Consider the following 20248-nt stretch of genomic DNA (forward strand, 5'->3'; position numbering starts at 1 on the left):
CGACCCCCGGGAAGGTGTGTCATCCCGGTGAGCGCCTGACGACCTTGGGTCGGGGCGTTCGGTGGAAGCGTTCGGGGGGAGTGCCCCCGTGCGCTTCTTCGCATTAATCCGAATGCCGGGGATACATTTAACCCCGTTGATTTAGTGGCTCTGTGAGAAAAATAGACACGAGGCGTGCCATAACTTCACGCGCGGTCAGTTGTGACATCAATTCGGTCGAGGGAGAAATCAATGTATTAGTTTCGCGTGCGTGCGAGGTGTCGATAGAATCGACCCGTTGAAGTCGGTTTATAACGGGTCGCTTTATAAGGCCGGAGGTACGATTCACGTGCGAGCAATGAGTGGGCCGGCAGACTCCATCGAGATTCAGAACGTAGTCGCATCGACCGGGATCGGTCAGGAGCTCGACCTCGAAGCCCTCGCCGACGACCTCCCCGGTGCAGATTTCAACCCGGACAACTTCCCGGGTCTCGTCTATCGCACCCAGGACCCGAAAGCCGCTGCGCTCATCTTCCGCTCGGGGAAGATCGTGTGCACGGGCGCAAAGAGTATCGACGACGTGCACGACGCACTGGGAATCATCTTCGACAAGCTTCGCGAGTTGAAGATTCCCGTCGACGACGAGCCAGAGATAACCGTCCAGAACATCGTCTCCAGCGCGGACCTCGGACACAACCTGAACCTGAACGCGCTGGCTATCGGTCTCGGCCTCGAAGACGTCGAGTACGAGCCCGAACAGTTCCCCGGCCTCGTCTATCGGATGGACGAGCCGAAGGTCGTCATCCTGCTTTTCGGTTCCGGGAAAATCGTCATTACCGGCGGAAAGCGGACCGACGACGCGGAGACCGCAGTCGAAGAGATCGTCGAGCGGATCGACGCACTCGGACTGCTCGGATAGACGCTCCCGAACTCTCGATTTTTCGCCGCGTACGGACCTGAACACCCGCAAGTGTAAAATACGAAACAGTCCAACGGATGGGACATGAGTGCGCGGGAGGACGTTGCGTTCCTCGTCGGGTCGCAAAGCAGGGAAGCTATTCTCCGAGCGCTGGCAGTCGAGCCGCGTCGACCGACTGACCTCGCAGACATCTGTGACTGTGCGAGGGAGACGGCACAGCGGACACTCGCAGGGTTCTGTGACCGCGGGTGGGTCAAAAAGACCGAGGGAGTCTATCATCTCACCGCGGGTGGCGTGATGGTCCACGACCAGTACGTGGAGTTCATCAGTACGGTCGAGTGCGCCGATCGGATGAGCGAGTTCCTAGCGAACGCCGCGGAAATCTGTGAGGGCGCACCGCCCGGCGTCCTCAGCCAGATGAACATCACCACCGCTGCCGACAACGACCCTCACGCACCGCTCAACAGATACCTGACCATCGTCGGAAACGAGCCGGTCGACCGCTTCCGCGGCGTCACGCCCATCGTGAGTCGGGTGTTCAACGAGTCGGCCAAAGACGTATTGGGCCCGGACACGCGGATGGAACTCGTCGTCGACCGCGACGTCCTCGAACGATCGATGGACGCCTACCCCGAGTCGTTCGAGCGCGCGCAGGACCTGGACCAGTTCGAACTCCGAGTCACCGACGAGGACCTCGACTTCGGCCTCTTACTGGTCGATGGCCACGGGGTCGTCTCCGCCTACGACAAACACGGTAACTTGACGGCCCTCGTCGACGGTGACGCCCCGGAGGTCGTCTCGTGGGTCGAGAGCCTGTACGAATCCGTCTGTTCGACATCGATCCCGCTCGAACAACTCGAATCGTGACTCGCCCTCGGCAACCGATAGTGTGATCGGCCCAATCACACGTGATAATTCCAATCACACACCATTGCAATAAAATATAAGACCTCGCTCGACAGAGATGTACTTGCAGCGGTGCAGCGTCCCCCACTAGACGATTCGGCCCTTACGTGCTTTCGGTCGGCACCCTGATTCCCCGTCAGGTGTCGGCGTTCTCGATGAGGACGTCTTTCACTACGTCCGGATCTTCGAGCAGTTGGTGCTTGGTGTAGCTTCCTTCCGCACTTCCACCGCTGTGTTTCGACTGTTCGATGATATCGAGAAAGGCGTGTTCTTTCAGCAGGTCGCGGACCCGCCGAAGTGAGAGGCTATCGGAACCCTGCTGCCGACAGATGTTCTCGTAAACCTCGTAGACACGACTCGTTCGGAAACCGTCCTGCTGTTGGTTGGAAAGCGAGAGGATAGCAAGCGCTTGTAACACGTAGCGAGAGTGGGGCGTCGACCCGCGAATCAACTCGCGGAAGCGGTCGGTCTCGGCGCGCTGTCGCGCCTGCGTGACGAAGTTCTCTCTGACCGTGCTCGCGCCCATAGACTGGGCGATCTCACCCGCGTACCGCAGGATGTCGATAGCTTTCCGCGCGTCCCCGTGCTCGCGGGCGGCGAGCGCCGCGGCCCGTGGAATCGTCGACGGGTCCAACACGCCGTCGCGGAACGCGTCGCTGCGTGCGTCCATGATGTCGCGAAGTTGGTTCGCATCGTATGGCGGGAAGACGAACTCACGCTCGCAGAGGCTGGATTTCACCCGTTCGTCCATCCGGTCTTTGTACTGAATCTTGTTGCTGATTCCGATAACGCCGAGCTTACAGCCGGCGATCTTGCCGGCCTCCCCCGCCCGCGAGAGCTGCATGAGGATGTCGTCGTCGCTCAGTTTGTCGATTTCGTCGAGGATGATGAGGACGACGTCGTACAGCGAATCGAGGATGCGCCACAGTCGTTTGTAGTACGTCGACGTCGAGAGCCCCTTGTCGGGGACTTTGATTCCGGTAATCGCGGTGTCGTTGACGCTGTCGGCGATAGTCTGGACGGCCTGCGTCTCGGTCGTGTCCTGCGCGCAATCAACGTAGGCGAACGTCGCTTTCACTCCCTCTTCTTCGGCCGTCTCGACGAGTCGCTGGGAGACGTACTTCGCACAGAGCGATTTCCCCGTTCCCGTCTTCCCGTAGATAAGGACGTTGCTCGGGCTCTGTCCGAAGATGGCGGGGTTCACCGCGGTCGCGAGATCCGAGATCTCGTCGTCACGACCGACGATGCGACCCTCCCCGGGAAGGTGGTTTATCTCCAACAACTCCTTGTTGGCGAAGATGGGGTCCTCCCGGGTGAAGAGGTCGTCGCTGGCGTTAGGCATGTTCGCAACACACCACGTTTCCGGTGAAAGGACTTACCATTCGACCCAGCACACACACACCACGTTTCCGGTGAACGACCACGAACCTCGGTTTCCAGTCCACACGAAACGGAGGTATTGATTCACCGGAAACACGGTGTGAGGGAGTCTATCTAACCCAGCGAGGATCGAGGAATCACGGATTGTCTCTCGTCCAGTAACGAAGACGAAAACGAAGATAAAAACGGAGACAAAACCTGAGAGTCCGGTACTTCCGGTGCTGACCACGCTGAATGTACTCGTTGTCATCGTAACGGAGTTCAATCAACGTCGTCCGCGGTAACCGGCGACACGACCGAGAGCGCAGGTTCTCTGAGACTCGCAAGCATCGAAAGAGACGACCAAAACACCGAAGGCACGCGCTTTGAGACGTATTGTTCGGGTCGACTAATACTCGAGTTTCGAGTATAGTTTTGTTTGCGAGTGTATCAATGGTCGTTAACACAAATAAACTATTTAACTGTTGTTATACGTAGGCTCCCGTTCCACTGACTCGGAGAAAGCGACCAGTTGACCGTCAGTAGTTGACACAGGCCAGTTGCTCACCGGAAACGAGGTGTCTCACACCGGCCCAGAGGGTTGTGTCGATATTGGTAGTAGCGCGCCTCCATCGGCTTATTTCACCGGAAACGTGGTGTGTTGGTAATAAATGGACCGATTCAGACCAGGCCGAAAACTACGGAGAAAGGACGGGCGTCAACGGCCGCTGTTCGGCGCGCCTCCCTTAGAGAGACACTCGGGGCAGTTCATCGGAAACGTGGTGTGCGCGTGACTCTGTTCCCGTGGCTCGCCAGCGGGCCGACACCGATTCCGACGTGATTACTGCCTCCTCCCATCGTGTCGAATTTCACCGGAAACGTGGTGTCTGTCAGCGCTGCTACGTTCTCCGCTCGGTCGGTTGGCAGCGGCTGAATCGGGAATTCGCTGACTTCGAAACGAGACCACCGACGCGACGTTCAGTCGACGCGGCGTTCAGCCGACGCGACCTTCTGCCGTCGGTCTCGACCGGCGGTCCCCGCCGCTCGCGGTTCGAGGTAGCCTCGCCGTCGAGGTCGGATTTCACTCCCGCATATTTCGACCAATTCACCGGAAACGTGGTGTCTCTGACCGTTTCACGCGGAGTTGCGATTCACCGGAAGCGAGGTGTGGTACTTCCCGCGGGGACGGGTCGGTAACTGATCGGTGCCGACCGACTGCCGGCACCGACTTTTGTCGATATCTACGACTCGACTTTCGCTCTCTCGTTCACCGGAAACGTGGTGTGCATGCGACTCACGTGCACCCCGGCTCGCCCACGCTCGGAACGTTCTCCCGCGACGGACAGTGTCGTTAGCGTGGCGTCAATGCAATTACCCAGGGGAACGAACCGATACTGTATGCGTGCGCTCAGTCGCGTGTGGGTGCGCCTCAGCGAAGCCGTGTCGGGCCGCGGGGACGACCGAGAGTGGTCTCTCGAATGCTCCCGTTCGACGGAGACCCGGTGGTCTCGTTCGGGAGAGCGAGTCGACTGCTTCCGGTTCGACGACGGTTACGTGACCACCGTCCACTACGAAGACCGCGAGGTCACGTGGCAGTTGACCCCGGGACAGGTCCCGCTCGCGAGCGCGCTCGCGATGGCGAAACTGTACCTCGAACACGAACTGACTCCACAGACCGACCCCGAGGGACGTCCGTTCGTCGGCCTCACCGAACGCGGTCCGGTTCAGGTGTTCGAGGAGATTCCACCCGAACCGGTCGACTACGTCTACCTCGACGGCGTCCGGACGCTCGAGGAGTTCCCGGAGTTCCTCACTGTCAGCGACGACTTCAGATCCGTGTTCGACCGGATGGCTCCGGCGCAGTCGAGTACGTCCCGATAGCCCTGATAGACGAAACCGCCTCGTTTTCGATAGTTCGAGTCGCTCTCGGTGTCGCAAGCCGTTTCCCCGTCGCGGCCGTACCAGCCTTCGATGACTGCCGAGGACGAGGACCCGAGTCCTCCCGACGGAGACGCCGAGACCGACGAGGCCGACGCCTCCGCAGACGTGCTCGACCGACTGGCAGACGCGACCGACGCGTCGCCAACCGCCACCGAGGGGGCGAGCGAAAGCGACGACGGCGTCTCGCTCGCGTCGTTCTACGAAGCGCTCGAATCCGAGGGCCGACCCGTCGTGACCGCCCAACAGGTCGCACGACGTCTCGGCGTCTCGCAGGCGGACGCGATGGACGGACTCGACGCTCTCGCCGACGCCGGTCGGGTCCAGCGGGTGAACGTCGAGACTGACCCGACCGTCTGGTATCCCACAGAATGGGGTGAACTCGCCTCGCGCGAGCGGGTCGTCCTCTTCCCGAAGCGCCGCGAAATCGTCGTCGACAACCCGACTCAGTACACGCGGGCGAGGCTCTCGCAGTTCGCCCACCTCGCCGACACCACCGGCGACCGCGAGGGCCGAGGCCGCGGCTACCTCTACCGAATCCGGCAGGAAGACGTGTGGCAGGCCCCCTTCGACGAGGTCGAATCGCTCCTCTCGATGCTTCGGTCGGTCCTCCCCGAGCGGTCGCCGCACCTCGAAGCGTGGGTCGAAGACCAATGGAAGCGCGCCCACCAGTTCCGTCTCTACTCTCACGAGGAGGGATACACCGTCCTCGAAGCCGCGACGGAGAGCCTCATGGGCAACGTCGCACTCCAGAAACTCGACGACGACCACGTCTACGCGCCCATCTCGGACACGGAGGCGTGGGTCAGAGACGAGGAAATCGCGGCGATAAAGCGCATCCTCTACGACGCAGGCTATCCCGTCGAGGACGACCGCGACCTCGAGGAGGGCGAGGAACTCGACGTCACGCTCGGCGTCGACCTCCGCGACTACCAGCGAGACTGGGTCGACCGCTTCGTCGACCAGCGCGCCGGCGTCCTCGTCGGCCCGCCTGGCGCGGGGAAGACCATCGCCGGTATCGGCGCGCTCGCCGCGGTCGGCGGCGAGACGCTCGTTCTCGTCCCGAGTCGCGAACTCGCCCGCCAGTGGCGTGAGGAACTCCTCTCGACGACCGACCTCGACGCCGACCAAATCGGCGAGTACCACGGCGGCGCGAAGGAGATTCGTCCCGTCACTATCGCGACCTACCAGACCGCCGGGATGGACCGCCACCGCTCGCTTTTCGACTCGCGTCGCTGGGGGCTCATCATCTACGACGAGGCCCACCACATCCCGAGTCGCGTCTTCCAGCGGAGCGCCGACCTCCAGTCCAAACACCGCCTCGGCCTGTCGGCGACGCCCATCCGCGAGGACGACAAGGAAGCCGAGATTTTCACGCTCATCGGCCCGCCTATCGGCACCGACTGGGGGAAGCTCTTCGACGCCGGCTACGTCCAAGAGCCGGAAGTCGAGATTCGCTATGTGGGCTGGGGTGACGACATGGACAGAAACGAGTGGGCCTCCAGCGACGGCCGCGAGCGGCACATGCTCGCCGCGATGAACCCCGGAAAGATCTTCGAGATTCGTCGGCTCCGCGCCCGTCACGCCGACTCGAAGACGCTCGTTTTCGTCGACTACCTCGACCAGGGAGAGGCGATTTCCGAGGCGCTCGACGTCCCCTTCGTCAGCGGCGAGACCCGCCACCACCGCCGCGAGGCGTACTTCGAGGCGTTCCGTGACGGCGACCTCGACACGCTCGTCATCTCCCGCATCGGCGACGAAGGAATCGACCTTCCGAACGCCGGACTCGCAATCGTCGCCTCCGGCCTCGGCGGCTCTCGTCGGCAGGGCTCTCAGCGCGCCGGCCGAACCATGCGCCCGACGGGGAGCGCGCTCGTCTACGTGCTCGCCACTCGCGGGACCAGCGAGGAGGACTTTGCCCAGCGCCAGATGCAACACCTCGCCGGGAAGGGAATTCGCGTCCGCGAGACGAGTTCTGACGACCTCGACACCGAGGCGAGTGACGGTGACCCGGATTCAGATGGCGAGGAGTCAGCGTCTGCGGAGGGTTCCGAGTCGGCGACGACCGACGAGTAATCGGCCGTCGTCGGGCGCTTGGTCGCCCGGAATGAGAATTCTTAAGTCTACCCGTAGATTGAGATTCTCTTGACCGCTCTTAGCTCAGCCTGGCAGAGCAGCCGACTGTAGATCGGCTTGTCCCCCGTTCAAATCGGGGAGAGCGGACTGAACTTCAACACCCGCGAGCGCAGCGAGCGGTGTTGAATGTGAAGGACTCCTCGACCCGATTTGAGCAGCGAGCAACGCGAAGCGTTGCGAGTGAGTTCAAATCAGGGAGAGCGGACTGTCTTCTCTCGTACTGGTCAGTTCACTCCCTTAGTCTCACCCCACAACACCCTCTACTCCCGCCCGCCCCACACAGCCTTCTCGACCAGTTCGACCGTCATCGACTCGTCGACGTGAATCTGACACGAGAGCCGTGGGTAGCCGAACCGCGCCGCGAGGTCGTCGTGCCAGTTGTCGGGCGTCGGCTCTCCCGACCGAATTCGGACGCCGCACGTCGCACAGAGGCCGCGCCCGCTGCAGTTCACTCGCTTCGTGAGCCGCGCGTACGGCGAAATACCCGCGTCGAGTAATGCGTCGCGGAGCACGGTCCCGCGTTCGACGCTGAGGTCGGTGACGCGCTTGCCGTCGATGTCGCGGACGCGGACCGTGACGGTCGAGTCAGTCGGGCCACCCTCGGGTCGAGAGTCGCGGTCGGTCATTCGTCGGTCGTTAGGCCTGCCCCGACATGGGTGTACCCCTGCTGGTCACCCTTCCGGTCGTGGCTCTCTCGTCGTCTATGTAGAGTCCATACCCGAAGATATCAGTATTATAACGGCTTATGACGGCCGGATTCGTAGGTGAGCGTGATGGTGACCCTCGCGTCCGCGCCGGTGTTGGTGAACGTCCGCGTCGAGATGAACGACCACGAGACGATGACGGTCGAACTGCACGAGACGAACGAAACGCGCCACCTCGTGGCCTACGAGTCAGAGCGCATCCGCGACACGCTCGCGTCCCTCCCCGAGGGCGCTCGCGTCCCCGTCGAGATGGTTCGCGCCGGCTCGCGCTCGAACGTCTGGAAGGCCGTCGCACTCCACGGCCGGCAGTCCGCTCCGGCGGACCAGTCCGCTCGGACGGCGAACTGAGCCGTCCCGTTTCCGCTCCCCTTTCACTCGTCTCTCTCCCATCTTTCTCGCACGTCTCTCCACCATCTGCTTACCCGTCTCTCTGTCGTCTGCTCGTTCGTTCCCCCTCGTCCGTTCGTTCCCCCTCGTCCGTTCCATCCCTACTGCCGGTTCGTCCACCGGTTCCGCCGGAGACAAACCGTCGGTGCTATATTTCTCGCCCGTGTCGCGCACCGCAATGAGCTTCGTCGCCGAGGTGGAAGTCCGGTTCCGTGACCACGACTCGTTCGGACACGTCAACAACGCCGTCTACGCGACCTACTGCGAGCAGGCCCGCGTCCGCTTCTTCGAGGAGGTGATGGACACCCCGCTTTCCGACCCGCACATCGTCGTCGCGCACCTCGAACTCGACTACCGCGCGCCCATCGAGGGCGTCGGCACCGTCGAGGTGGAAGTCGAGGCCGGCGAGCCCGGCGGAAAGAGCTTCCCCATCTACTACACACTCTCCTACGAGGGTGAGGTCGTCGCCACCGGCGAGACGGTCCAAGTCGCCATGGACGGCGAGGGCCGCCCGACCCGCGTCCCCGACCAGTGGCGCGAGGCAATCGCGAATCAGCCGTAGCTCGGTCCACTCATCTCGGCTTCGGGCGGTCAGCTACTGTCGGGATGATTCCTTTTTCGGGGCGGTCGGCGGTTCGTGAGTCGCTGAATTCGTCCCACAGTGGCGAGACAGGAGAATTAAATACTCTCGTGATAATCTTCGGATATGCCTCGGGGAACACTAGAACACCCACAGTCGGCGGAAGCCGACGACGAAACCCCGCTGTCCCGAGCAGGCAAGCGCGTCCTCCACATCGGTCGCGACCGGCCCATCCGCATCAGCGCCGGCCACCGCCTCCTCCACCACGACGGCAAGTGTAACCGCCCGCACGGGCACAACTACGAGATTTCGGTCCGCGTCGTCGGCGACCTCACAGACGAGGGCTGGGTCGTTGACAAGGGCGTCGTGACCGACGTCATCGACGAGTGGGACCACCGCTTCCTCGTCGAGTCGGGCGACCCGCTAGTCGAGGCGTTCGACCGCTCCGGCGACGCCGACGGCACGGTCGTCCTCGACGCGCCGCCGACGGCCGAGGTGATGGCCGTCGTGCTCGAGGAGAAACTGCTCGCGGCGCTCCCCGACACCGTCTCCGAGGTCTCGGTCTCGGTCAGCGAAACGTCGGAACTCTGCGCCGGATTCTGATGCCCGTTTCCGACACCGTCGCCCGCGACGACACCGACGCCGAGGGCGAGCGCCTCCCGATAAACGAACTGTTCGCGTCGCTCCAGGGCGAGGGAAAACTCGCCGGCGTCCCGAGCACGTTCGTCCGCACCAGCGGCTGTAACCTTCGCTGTTGGTTCTGCGACTCCTTTCACACCTCGTGGGAGCCGACTCACGCGTGGATGAGCCTCGACGAAATCGTCGCCGAGGTCGAGTCGCGGTCTCCCGAGCACGTGGTCGTCACCGGCGGCGAACCCCTCGTCCACGACGAGACCGACGCGCTCCTGTCGGCGCTCGCCGACGACTACCACCTGACCGTCGAGACGAACGGGACGCTCGAAACCGACGCGCCGGTCGACCTCGCGAGCATCAGCCCGAAACTCGCGTCGTCGACGCCGACGCCCGACAACGCCCCGGCCGACGTGGACCCCGGCGTCTGGACCGAGCGACACGAGACCGCCCGCGTCGACCTCGACGCGCTCGCCTCGTTGGTCGAGCACGCGGCGGACTTCCAACTGAAGTTCGTCGTCACCGGCCGCGACGACCTCGACGAAATCGAGTCGCTCGTCGCCGACGTGCGCGGCGTCACAGACCGCGAAATCCGCGACAGCGACGTGTTGCTCATGCCCGAGGGACAGACCCGCGAGCAACTTGCTCGGACCCGGACCGAGGTCGCCGACCTCGCCGCGGCGTTCGGCTACCGCTACACGCCGCGACTCCACGTCGACCTCTGGAACGACGCGCCCGAGACGTGACCCGACGCGACCCGCTTCGCACCGCCAAGCATCCGCTTCGAACTACCCCACCCCATTCCACTAACACGCATGACTGACGAACCCGATTCGACCGACGAGAAGCGCGCCGTCGTCCTCCTCTCCGGCGGCATGGACAGCGCGACAACCGCCTACGAGGCCAGGGAACGCGGCTACGAAATCTACGCGCTCCACACCTCTTACGGCCAGAAGACCGAGTCGAAAGAGTACGACTGCGCCCGCGCGCTCGCCGACGAACTCGACGCTCGCGACTTCCTTCACATCGAGACGAGCCACCTGAAGCAGATCGGCGCGTCGTCGCTCACCGACGACTCGATGGCCGTCGCCGACGCCGACATGGATGCCGACGAGATTCCGACCTCGTACGTCCCCTTCCGCAACGCCAACCTCCTGTCGATGGCCGTCTCGTACGCCGAGGCGAACGACTGCGACGCCGTCTTCGTCGGCGCGCACTCCGAGGACTACTCGGGCTACCCCGACTGCCGCCCCGAGTTCTTCGACGCCTTCGAGGCCATGGTCGATGTCGGCACGAAACCCGACACGACCATCTCGCTGGAAGTGCCGTTCGTCCACGACTCGAAGACCGATATCGCCCGCCGCGGCCTCGAACTCGGCGTCCCCTTCGAACACACGTGGTCCTGCTACCGCGCCGAGGAACCGGCCTGCGGCACCTGCGACTCCTGTGCGTTCCGCCTGCAGGCGTTCCAGAACCTCGACGAGCGCGACCCGATTCCGTACGCCGAGCGACCGGACTACGTGGACGCTGACGCGGCGTAACGTCGTCCCACACGCTGACCGCCCCGCGCCCCGAGCGCCGACGAGACGGGGTGAGTTCGCCCGCGTCCCGACCTGTCTCCTCGCACTCCTTTTTCACCGACCTGCGCGAACCCCGGGTCATGAGCGACGAGAAACGCCGAACCGCCGCCCAGTTCGGGAACGCCGCCGAGTCGTACTTCGACAGCGAGGTCCACCGCCTCGGCGAAGACCGCGAGACGCTCGCGTCGTGGTGTCGCGGCGCGACCCGCGCGCTCGACGTGGCGACCGGGGCCGGCCACACCGCGGGCGCGATAGCCGAGGCCGGCGTCTCCTCGGTCGTCGCGGCCGACGCCGCCCCGGAGATGGTCGCCACCGCGGTCCGCGAGTACCCCGTCACGGGCGTCGTCGCCGACGCGGAGCGTCTCCCGTTCGCAGACGACTCCTTCGACGCGGCCGCCTGCCGCATCGCCGCGCACCACTTCCCCGCCCCCGAGGGGTTCGTCGCCGAGGTCGCGCGCGTTCTCGAACCCGGCGGCGTCTTCGCCTTCGAGGACAACGTCGCGCCCGAGGACGCTTCCCTCGCCGAGTTCCTCAACGGCGTCGAGGTCCTCCGCGACCCGACCCACGTCGAACTCCACCCGGTTTCGCGGTGGCGCGAGTGGTTCGAGGCCGCGGGTCTGTCGGTCGAGACGGTCGAGACCGCCGCGATACGCCTCGAATTCGACCCGTGGACCGAGCGGACGAACGTCTCGCCCGAGGACCGAACTGAACTCGAACGTCGCTTCCGCGAGGCGCCGGAGGAGGCGAAATCCCTGTTCGACGTGGTGTTCGACGGCGACTCCGTCGTCTCCTTTGACAACCCGAAGGCGCTGATTCGAGCGCGGAAGGAGTAGGTCAGGAGGCTCGTCGCTTCGGTCCTCGGGTCCCGCCGAGACCCACAAACGGTAAGCGAGCCCCCCGCGACGTGGGGGTGTGTCAACGCCCGACTCCGACGCCCCCATCTCGCCGCTTGCGGGCCTCGGCATCGCCGTCCTCGCGGTTAGCACGAGCGCTATCCTCGTGCGCTGGAGCGCCGCGCCGAGCCTCGTGAAGGCCTTTTACAGAGTCCTGTTCACCGTGGCTCTCCTCGCGCCGGTCGCGCTCGTCCGCCACCGCGACGCGCTGGCGACCATCTCGGGGCGGGACCTCCTCGCGGCCGGTGGGGCGGGCGTCGCGCTCGCGGCCCACTTCGCGTCGTGGTTCGAGAGCCTCAACCACACGACGGTCGCCGCGAGCGTCACGCTCGTACAGTCCCAACCGCTGTTCGTCGCCGTCGGCGCGTGGGCCGTCCTCGACGAGCGCGTGAGTCGCCGCACCGCAATCGGCATCGGCGTCGCACTCGCGGGCATGGTGCTCATGTCCGTCTCCGACTTCCTCACCGCCAGCGGCGCGCCGCGGCCGCTTCTCGGAAACGGGCTCGCGGTCATCGGTGCCGTGACGGCGGCCGCCTACGTCCTCACGGGCCGGAGCGTCCGTAGCAGGGTCTCGCTCGTCCCCTACGTGGTCGTCGTCTACTCGGTCTGCGCCGCCGCGCTCCTCGTCGTCGCGGTCGGCCGCGGCGACCCGCTCACGGGCTATCCGCCCCGCGAGTGGCTCCTGTTTCTCGGGATGGCGGTCGGCCCGGGCATCTTCGGTCACACCGTCATCAACTGGGCGCTCGCCCATCTCGAATCGAGCGTCGTCTCCGTCTCCCTCCTCGGCGAACCGGTCGGCAGCACGATTCTCGCTCTCTTTCTCCTCGGTGAGATCCCCACGCTCCCGACGGTCCTCGGCGGGGCCGTCGTCCTCGGCGGCATCTACGTCAGCGCGTCCTGACTCGCTGCGCTCGGGACGGACGGCTCTGCCTTCGAATGGCCGACCACCGACGCGGCTGTTCGTCTCCCGGCTCCGAGTCTGTTATCGGCGCTGATAACCGCGTCACAACGCTCATTACGGTGAGCGGTCGCTACTCCGTATGGACGACGGGTCGGGGGCCGACGTACGTGTCCTCCACGTCGATGACGAACCCAGTCTGACGGACCTCGTGTCGATTTACCTCGAACGCGAGGCCGGCGACGTCGACCTGTCGGTCTCGACGTCGAACTCGGGGGCCGACGCCCTCGAACGACTCCGACAGGAACAGGTCGATTGCGTCGTGTCGGACTACGACATGCCCGATATCGACGGACTGGAGTTCCTCCGAGCGGTCCGTTCCGAACACCCCGACCTCCCCTTCATTCTCTTTACTGGCAAAGGCTCCGAGGAGGTCGCCCGCGACGCCTTCCGCGTCGGCGCGACCGACTACATGCAGAAAGACACCGGCACGGACCAGTACACGGTCCTCGCCAACCGGGTCGTCAACGCCGTCTCGCAGTACCGCGCGAAGGCGGCCTCCGAGCGCTACGGAACCGCCATCGAGGTGCTCGACAGCGGTGTCTACTCGCTCGACTCCTCGGGGTGCTTCACCTCCGCCGACGGCGTCTTCTGCGAACTCACCGGCTACGACCGCGAGGCCATCATCGGCCGGGAGTTCGCCGACCTCGCCGCGGAGGCCAACGACGAGATTCGCGCCGCCTTCGAGCGGGTCGTCGCCCCTGACGCCCCCGACACGGAGCGCTTCGAGACGGTCCTTTCGCCCGGTCCGGCGTACCCGCACGACGACGACCTCCTGTGCGAGGGTCACCTCGCACTCCGCCCAACCGAAGACGACGAACCCGCCGTCATCGGGACGTTGCAGGACGTGACGGAGCGTCGCCGTCGCCGGAACCGCCTGCGCTACGAGACGCGCCTGAAAGACGCCGTCTTGGACACGTCCACGTCGTTGATGAGCGCCGAGACCGACGAAATCGGCACGAAAATCGAATGGACGCTCCAGTCCGTCGGCGAGGTGGCCGACCTCGACCGCTGTTCGGTCTACCTCTACGACGACGAGACGAACGTCGCCGCCCGGATGCACGACTGGCGCGGCGGCGACCCGCGCGAGCACCCCGCGCGGGTCGCCCTCGAAGACGCCCGCTGGCTGGTCGAACGACTCCACCGCTTCGAGAACGTCCGCCTCCACCGCGTCTCGGACCTCCCGCCCGAGGCGTCGGACACGAAGCACGTGCTCACCAACGCCGAGACCGGCGGCTTCGTCGCCGTGCCGATGGTCTCGAAGTGGACGCTCGTCGGCTTCGTCGTCTTCGACGTGGTCGAGACGAGTCGGTCGTGGACCGACACCGAAGTCGACCTCCTGCGGTCGGTCGCCAACAACGTCACCCACACGCTGGCGCGCCAGCGACGCGAGCGCGAACTCCAGCGCCAGAACGACCGCCTCGAAGAGTTCGCGTCGGTCGTCTCCCACGACCTGCGGAACCCCCTCAACGTCGCCAAGGGGTTCGTCGAACTCGCCCGCGAGGAAGAGGACGTGACCTACCTCGACCGCGCACTCGACGGTGTCACCCGGATGGACACGCTCCTCAACGACGTGCTTAAACTGGCTAGACAGGGCCGCAAAGTCGGCGAGACGCATTCGGTCGCCATCGAGAACGTCGCCGAGCGGGCGTGGAAGGCGGTCGACACCGGCGACGACGCGGTTCTCGTCGTCGAGGACGGCCTCGGTTCCACGCAGGCCGACCAAGGCCGGCTCCAGCAGGCGTTCGAGAACTTGTTTCGAAATGCGGTGGAACACGGCGGCCCCTGCCCCGACGACGAGGACGGCGACGCCGCAGACGAACTGACCGTCCGCGTCGGCCCCACCGAGACCGGCTTCTACGTCGCCGACGACGGCCCCGGCATCCCGGCTGACGAGCGCGACACCGTCTTCGAACACGGCCACACCACGTCCGAGTCCGGCACGGGCTTCGGGCTCTCTATCGTCGAGAGCATCGTCGAGGCGCACGGGTGGGACATCGAGGCGACCGCGCCCGAATCCGACCTCGGCGGCGCGCGCTTCGAGTTCGACATCGGCGGCGTCCGCTCCGAGGTCGAACCACGCTTCTCGCTCAGCGACGACTGAGCCGTCGGCGCGCTGACTCGACTGCTGTTCCTACTGTTTACTGTTCACTGTTCTTCCAACAGCCGCTTCGTCTCGGCGTGGCGCCCCCGGAACATCCCCTCGAAACCGACGCCGCCGAAGACGCCCGCGAGGTCGCCGAGGGGGCCGAACGGGAGTTCGTACTCCACACGGTCTTCGAGTATCGTCTCGTCGCCGTCGGCGACGAAGCGGTGGGTGTGGACCCACCGCGAGAAGGGGCCGCCGACCATGTCGTCGCGGAACCACGCCGTTCCCTCGCCCGACTCGCGGTCGAGGATGCGCGAGGTCCACCGCTGGCGCGGGCCGACGCCGAACGGTCGCATCGACATCTCGATTTCCGTCCCGGCGACGAGTTCGTCGGGCGTTTCTTCGCCGTCGGGGCCGCGGACCGACTCGATTTCGAGGTGCATCCACGCCGGAGTGAGCGCCTCCAGTCCCGACACGTCCGAGTGGAACTCCCAGACGCGTTCGAGCGGGGCGGCGACGCGGGTTCGACGCTGGTAGACCGGCATACCTGACCGTTAGGCCGGAGACGGAAAAGCGGTGCTGGCGGAATGGGTCGAAAGAAGTCGTCGAATCGCCACCTGCGGCGGCGCGGCCGGCAGTCAGCCCTCGCGCCTCAGAGCGTGAAGCGCGAGACGGTCGTGCCGGCTTTCGTCAGGTCCTCGTGGGTCGCCGCGGCGACGGTCACCTGGTTCTCACCGTACTCGATGGCGACTTCGACCTCGAACGCCTCGTCGTCGGGCTCGACGAGTCGGGTCTCGCCGGGCGTCTTGACCGCGACGACGGCGGCGTCGGTCTGCCCCGAGACGATGAGCTTGTCACCCTTGAATCGCGTGCTCACACGGAGCGACGGCCCGTTCGGGCGGTCGGACTCGACGTACCGCTCGCGGAGGAACGCGGGCGTCTCGACGGGTTCGCCGGCGTCGACGCCGTGGGCGAGGCGGACGAACTGGGCCATCGACCACGCCAGCGGTGTCGCGCTGCCGGTGCCCTCGCCGAACTCCCAGTTGAAGTCGGTCGCGTGTTCGCGGTCCCAGACCTGCTCTGCGAGCATGCGGCCGGAGTTGGCGAAGGCGGCCATCGTCCGCAGCAGGTTGTCCGGCGCGAGGTCGCCCTCCTCGGTCCCGGCGAGCAGTTCGTACTCGCCGCGCTCGCCGGTGAAAATCGGCCAGAGCCGACCTTTCCCTTTGGCGTCGACGGACCACGGCGCGCCCTCTTCGTCGCGCTCGCGCTCGCCGTAGCCGTCGCCGTTGTACCGGTAGAACGCCGGTCCGTGGGGCGTGTCGACGCGGATGGTCTCGTCGACTTCCTTCACGGAGTTCCGGATTATCTCGTCGTCGGCGGGCTTGATGCCGAGGCGGGTGAGTTCGAGGAAGCCGGCGTCGATGATTTCGCGCTCGTCGAGCGTCGGCCCGTTGTTCGCCAGCGTCCGCAGGTGTCCGGCGTCGGGTTCGCCGTCGCGGGTGATGCGGACGTAGTACGGCGTGTGCGTGTTGCGGTCGGTTCCGGTCCGGGTCGCGGTCCAGTCGTCGACGCGCTCGGTCCAGTCGTCGGCCAGCGCCAGCCAGACGAGCGCGTCTTCGGTGTGGCCCTCGTCGAGCGCGATGGACGCCGCACAGCCGAGGCCGGCGATTTCGGCCGCGATGGACGACGGCGAGTACCCGGCTTCCTCCTCCCAGCGCTCCTGTGCGGTCGGCGGCCCGTTCCGCGCGACGTAGTCCGCGGAGTACTTGACGTTCTCGTAGTCGTAGGCCACGTCGTCGAAGGCGACGCCGCGCTCGTAGAGCATGTACGCCATCACCTGCGGGAACGAGATGTTGTCCATCTGCTCGCCGCCCCAGCGGGTCCGCCCGTTGAGGTAGGTGTTCTGCGGGATGAAGCCGCGGTCGTCCTGCTGGTAGGTGTAGATGTACTCCAGCGCGTCGATGGCCGTTTCGACGTCGCCGACGGCCTCGAAGACGGTGAAGACCTGATAGAGGTCACGCGACCAGACGAAGTTGTAGCCGTACCCCTTCGCCTCCTCGGCGGGGACGGCCTCGCCCCACGGCACCGACGGCGAGGCGAGCCCCGCGCCGAGGTAGGTCTTGTCCTCGACCGCCCGCAGGCTCATGAGCGCGGTCTTGTACTGCGCGGCGAGTTCGTCGTCGGCGGCGACCGAGCCGGGGAGTTCCTTGTCGGCGAGGAAGTCCGCCCACGAGTCGGTGTAGGCCGCCCGCGCCGTCTCGTAGCCGCGGGTGAGCGCGCCGGCCGCCTCACCCAGCGCGGCGGCGGTGTCGGCGTGTTCGGCGAAGCCGAGCGCCAGCGTCTCGGCGAGTTCGTCGCCCGTGCCGATGCGTCCGACGAGCACGACGTTCTCGTCGTCGATGCGCTCTTGGGCGCTCGGGAGTTCGCCCTTCGAGAAGAAGTCCGCGAGGTACCGCGAGCCGGCGACGCCGACGGTGGCCCACTCGAAGCGGCCGGCGGCGGTGAGCGCGATGGCGACGCTGTACTCCCTGCCGTTCTGGTCGATGAGGAGCGGTTCGTGGCCGTCGCCGGCGTCGAACGCGCCCGCGTCGCGGGCGACGAGGTGGTAGCTCCCGAGTTGGCCGAGGCGGATGCCGCGGTCTTTCGTCCCGGTGTTCGCCAGCGCCGTGTCGGCGATGGTGTACAGTTCGTACTCGTCGCCGTCGATGGACTCGAACTGCACGTCCGCGAGCATCGCGTCGTGTTCGGGGTCGATGATGTACTCGACGGTGAGTTCCCACTCGTGGCCGCGGCCGTCGCCCGTCTCGGTGACGACGTGGCGGAAGACGAGCGCGTCGTCGTCGACGATTTCGGCCCGGCGTTCGACCGTGTCGGCGTGGTCGTCCCGCCGGGTCTCGTTGTGAGTGCGCGCCGTGTACTCGTCGTCGGGGTCGGCGTCGACGACGAGGAAGTCGAGCGTCCGGAGGTTCATCAGGTCGACCCGCGGGAAGCGGACCTCGGTCAGCGCGCCCTCGGTCAGGGTGAACCAGAGGCGAGAGGGGTCTTCGGCGTAGTGGTCGGCGACGGTTCCGATGCCGTACTTCTCGCCGGTCGTCCACCGCGGCCGGTTCTCCGGGCCGGTCGGCGCGGGCTTCGGCGCGGGGAGCGCGTCGATGTCGGCGAGGATGGCCGTCGTCTCCATCCGGATGGCGTGGGGCCAGCCGAGCGGCGTCGCGCTGTCGAAGCGCCCGTCGTCGAACACCTGCTCGGCGAGGTAGCCCGCCTCGGTCGTGAGGGGGCCGTCGGGTTGGAGCAGTTCGTAGAGGTTCGTCGCGCGCTCGACGAATCGGCGGCCGTCCTTGCCGATTCGGTCACAGAGGACGCCGAACTTCGCGGCGGCGTTCGCGCCCCACGCGGTCGAGACGGACCAGACCTTCTCGCCGTCCTGTCCGTCGGCGCGCCAGTAGTCGTCCTCGAACCGGACCAGCCCGGCGACGTCGCCGCGGGGGTTCCGGTAGAGCCCCTTCAGCGTCGCGGCCATGTGCTTGACGAGCCGGTTGCCGGTCTTCGAATCGATCTCCTCGATGTCGGCGTAGGCGTCGACGGCGTCGACGAGGGCGAACGTGGCCGAGTCGAGGCGGTCGTCGAGGTCGCCGTTTCCGTCGATTCGGAGGGCGTAGACCTCGCGTTCTTCGGACCACAGTTCGTCGAGTCCCTCGTACACCGCGGTCGCCTGCTCGGCGGCGTGGTCCCGGAGGTCGTCGTTCACGGGTGCGGTGGCGACCGTGGCGTACGCTTGGAGGAACGTCGCAGCCGTGTGCGTGAATCGACCGCTCATGTTCTCCCACGCGTTCTGACAGGGCTTCGGAAGCCCGTCGGATTCGAGACTGCTGTCGAGCCCCGAGACGCCGGCGGCGATGGTCGAGCGGATGCGACCGACGAGTTCGTCGTCGAGGTCGTCGCGGCGTTCGGCGAGGAGCGACGCGAGCGCGGCGACGACGCTCGCCGTCTGGTCGGCCTGATACTCCTCGTCGCCGGAGCCTTCGACGCGGCCGTGGGCCCAGCCGGGGGCGACGGTCCCGTCGACGGCCCAGACGCGGTGTGGCCACGTGCCGTCTTCGAGTTGGGTTTTGCAGTAGAACTCGGCGCTCGTCGCGAGGCGGTCGCCGAGGCCGAGGCCGAAAGCGCCGTCGGCGTGCGCGAGCGCCTGGGTGACCTCGGCGTCGTCGCGGAACCAGGTGTAGCCGTAGCCGCCGGAGTGGGCGTAGAACGGGTCGAACTCGGGGCCGGCGATGCGCGCGCCGCTCGGCGCGGTCAGAAGCGACAGCGCCCGGAGGTCGGCGCGGACGATTCGCTCACGCGGCGTCCCGTCGGGGACGAACACCTCGGCCTGCTCGCGGGCGGCCTCTCGGAGCGCGTCGGCGGTCGCGTGCTGGACCGAACAGTGTCGGAGGTCGGCGAGGGCGTCGGTCCGAGCCATCTCGTTGTGGTCCGAAAGCTGGGTGACGAGGGTCGTCCTCGCGGCGCGGCCCTCCTGTTCGAGCGGGGCGCTGACGACCACGTCGCCCGAGAGGTGGGTGTCCTCGTAGCGTTCGAGGACGGCGTCCCGCGGGAAGTCGAAGGTGTCCTCGGAGAGAATCTCGTCGAACCGCTCGGGAATCTGGCCGCGAACGTCGCTGAGTCCGGTCGACGCGGTGACGTAGTCGTGTTCGTTCCGGTGGAACACTTCGACCGCTTGGGTGTCGTTCGGGCCGCCGGCCTCGTGGATGAGCCGACCGACCCGCGTCTCTCGGCCCTCGGGGGCGAAGGTGAGAAAGGCGGTCAGGTGGGCGTCGGTGGGAATCGCGCCGCGAAGCTCGACGTGCGTCACGTGGGCGCGACCGAGCGTCAGGTCGTACTGGTGGACGGTGTACTCCCCGGCGTCGTACTCGGTCTCGACGAGGCTCGTCTCCCGGTAGTAGTGCTGTCGCACGGACTCCAACTCGTCGAACCAGTGTGTCTCACCGTCCGCCTCGATGCCGAACCGAGAGCGGTCGATACCGTAGAGGCCCGAAAGTGAAGCGGAGTAATCCCGGAGAGACCCATCGAGGCCGACGTAGACGAGTCGGTCCCCGTGACCGGAGAACGCCCCGTCCGAGGTCCGACACTCCTCTGGGAAGCGTCCGCCCCGGTCGCGTTTGTATTCGTTTAAGGCGGTCCGAAGTCGCATAG

16 protein-coding genes and 1 tRNA gene are annotated in these 20248 nt (G+C 65.9%); 13 read left to right on the top strand and 4 right to left on the bottom strand.

The genetic code is table 11. The features are described 5' to 3' along the window. The first annotated feature begins 337 nt into the window (after nucleotides 1-337). Nucleotides 338-898, top strand: coding sequence for a TATA-box-binding protein (locus C5B90_RS17785; protein ID WP_004041616.1), 561 nt, complete (start codon nucleotides 338-340; stop codon nucleotides 896-898). 297 nt (nucleotides 899-1195) lie between these two features. Further along, a complete protein-coding gene (locus C5B90_RS17790; protein ID WP_115883301.1) occupies nucleotides 1196-1765 on the top strand; it encodes a winged helix-turn-helix domain-containing protein in 570 nt (189 codons plus the stop codon). A gap of 175 nt (nucleotides 1766-1940) precedes the next feature. Here C5B90_RS17790 and C5B90_RS17795 read toward each other — a convergent pair whose 3' ends face one another. Continuing rightward, nucleotides 1941-3146 carry a Cdc6/Cdc18 family protein gene (locus C5B90_RS17795; protein WP_058827741.1) on the bottom strand — a complete coding sequence of 402 codons (1206 nt, stop codon included), beginning with the start codon at nucleotides 3144-3146 and terminating at the stop codon, nucleotides 1941-1943. A 1415-nt stretch (nucleotides 3147-4561) separates the two neighbouring features. On the opposite strand from C5B90_RS17795, the gene C5B90_RS17800 reads away from it, so the two are divergent. The 3 genes from C5B90_RS17800 to C5B90_RS17810 all read left to right on the top strand — a co-directional run bounded on the left by C5B90_RS17800 (nucleotide 4562) and on the right by C5B90_RS17810 (nucleotide 7324). Next, nucleotides 4562-5044, top strand: a complete 483-nt coding sequence (locus C5B90_RS17800; protein WP_115883302.1) for a hypothetical protein — start codon at nucleotides 4562-4564, stop codon at nucleotides 5042-5044. Between the two features lie 90 nt (nucleotides 5045-5134). Next, a complete protein-coding gene (locus C5B90_RS17805; protein ID WP_115883303.1) occupies nucleotides 5135-7177 on the top strand; it encodes a DEAD/DEAH box helicase in 2043 nt (680 codons plus the stop codon). A 73-nt stretch (nucleotides 7178-7250) separates the two neighbouring features. Continuing rightward, nucleotides 7251-7324, top strand: a tRNA-Tyr gene (locus C5B90_RS17810). 173 nt (nucleotides 7325-7497) lie between these two features. On the opposite strand, the gene C5B90_RS17815 is transcribed toward C5B90_RS17810, so the two are convergent. Beyond that, on the bottom strand, nucleotides 7498-7863 hold the full coding sequence (locus tag C5B90_RS17815) for a 2Fe-2S iron-sulfur cluster-binding protein (RefSeq protein WP_115883304.1): 366 nt from the start codon (nucleotides 7861-7863) through the stop codon (nucleotides 7498-7500). Nucleotides 7864-8010: 147 nt separating this feature from the next. Between C5B90_RS17815 and C5B90_RS17820 the strand changes: the two genes are divergently transcribed. From C5B90_RS17820 to C5B90_RS17855, 8 genes are all read left to right on the top strand, one after another. After that, nucleotides 8011-8289 (top strand): hypothetical protein, encoded by a 279-nt coding sequence (locus tag C5B90_RS17820; protein ID WP_115883305.1) that lies wholly within the window; start codon nucleotides 8011-8013, stop codon nucleotides 8287-8289. A 217-nt stretch (nucleotides 8290-8506) separates the two neighbouring features. Next, nucleotides 8507-8890, top strand: coding sequence for a thioesterase family protein (locus C5B90_RS17825; protein ID WP_008093723.1), 384 nt, complete (start codon nucleotides 8507-8509; stop codon nucleotides 8888-8890). Nucleotides 8891-9034: 144 nt separating this feature from the next. Beyond that, on the top strand, nucleotides 9035-9511 hold the full coding sequence (locus C5B90_RS17830; RefSeq protein WP_115883306.1) for a 6-pyruvoyl tetrahydropterin synthase family protein: 477 nt from the start codon (nucleotides 9035-9037) through the stop codon (nucleotides 9509-9511). Continuing rightward, nucleotides 9511-10284 carry a 7-carboxy-7-deazaguanine synthase QueE gene (locus tag C5B90_RS17835; protein WP_115883307.1) on the top strand — a complete coding sequence of 258 codons (774 nt, stop codon included), beginning with the start codon at nucleotides 9511-9513 and terminating at the stop codon, nucleotides 10282-10284. Before C5B90_RS17830 ends, C5B90_RS17835 begins: the two co-directional genes overlap by 1 nt. Nucleotides 10285-10353: 69 nt before the next feature. Further along, nucleotides 10354-11079, top strand: coding sequence for a 7-cyano-7-deazaguanine synthase QueC (gene queC / locus C5B90_RS17840; RefSeq protein ID WP_115883308.1), 726 nt, complete (start codon nucleotides 10354-10356; stop codon nucleotides 11077-11079). Nucleotides 11080-11198: 119 nt separating this feature from the next. Then, on the top strand, nucleotides 11199-11951 hold the full coding sequence (locus C5B90_RS17845; protein ID WP_115883309.1) for a class I SAM-dependent methyltransferase: 753 nt from the start codon (nucleotides 11199-11201) through the stop codon (nucleotides 11949-11951). Nucleotides 11952-12030: 79 nt separating this feature from the next. Beyond that, nucleotides 12031-12912, top strand: a complete 882-nt coding sequence (locus C5B90_RS17850) for a DMT family transporter (protein ID WP_115883310.1) — start codon at nucleotides 12031-12033, stop codon at nucleotides 12910-12912. Nucleotides 12913-13051: 139 nt separating this feature from the next. Continuing rightward, complete coding sequence (locus tag C5B90_RS17855; protein ID WP_115883311.1) at nucleotides 13052-15073, top strand: response regulator; 2022 nt, start codon at nucleotides 13052-13054, stop codon at nucleotides 15071-15073. Between the two features lie 44 nt (nucleotides 15074-15117). Here the strand turns inward: C5B90_RS17855 and C5B90_RS17860 are convergent, their stop codons facing one another. Continuing rightward, entirely contained in the window at nucleotides 15118-15603 is a 486-nt protein-coding gene (locus tag C5B90_RS17860; protein ID WP_115883312.1) for an SRPBCC family protein, read from the bottom strand. A gap of 107 nt (nucleotides 15604-15710) precedes the next feature. After that, complete coding sequence (locus C5B90_RS17865) at nucleotides 15711-20246, bottom strand: glycoside hydrolase family 15 protein (protein ID WP_115883313.1); 4536 nt, start codon at nucleotides 20244-20246, stop codon at nucleotides 15711-15713. Between the last annotated feature and the right edge of the window lie 2 nt (nucleotides 20247-20248).

It is taken from the genome of Haloferax sp. Atlit-12N (assembly GCF_003383095.1).
Classification (GTDB): domain Archaea; phylum Halobacteriota; class Halobacteria; order Halobacteriales; family Haloferacaceae; genus Haloferax.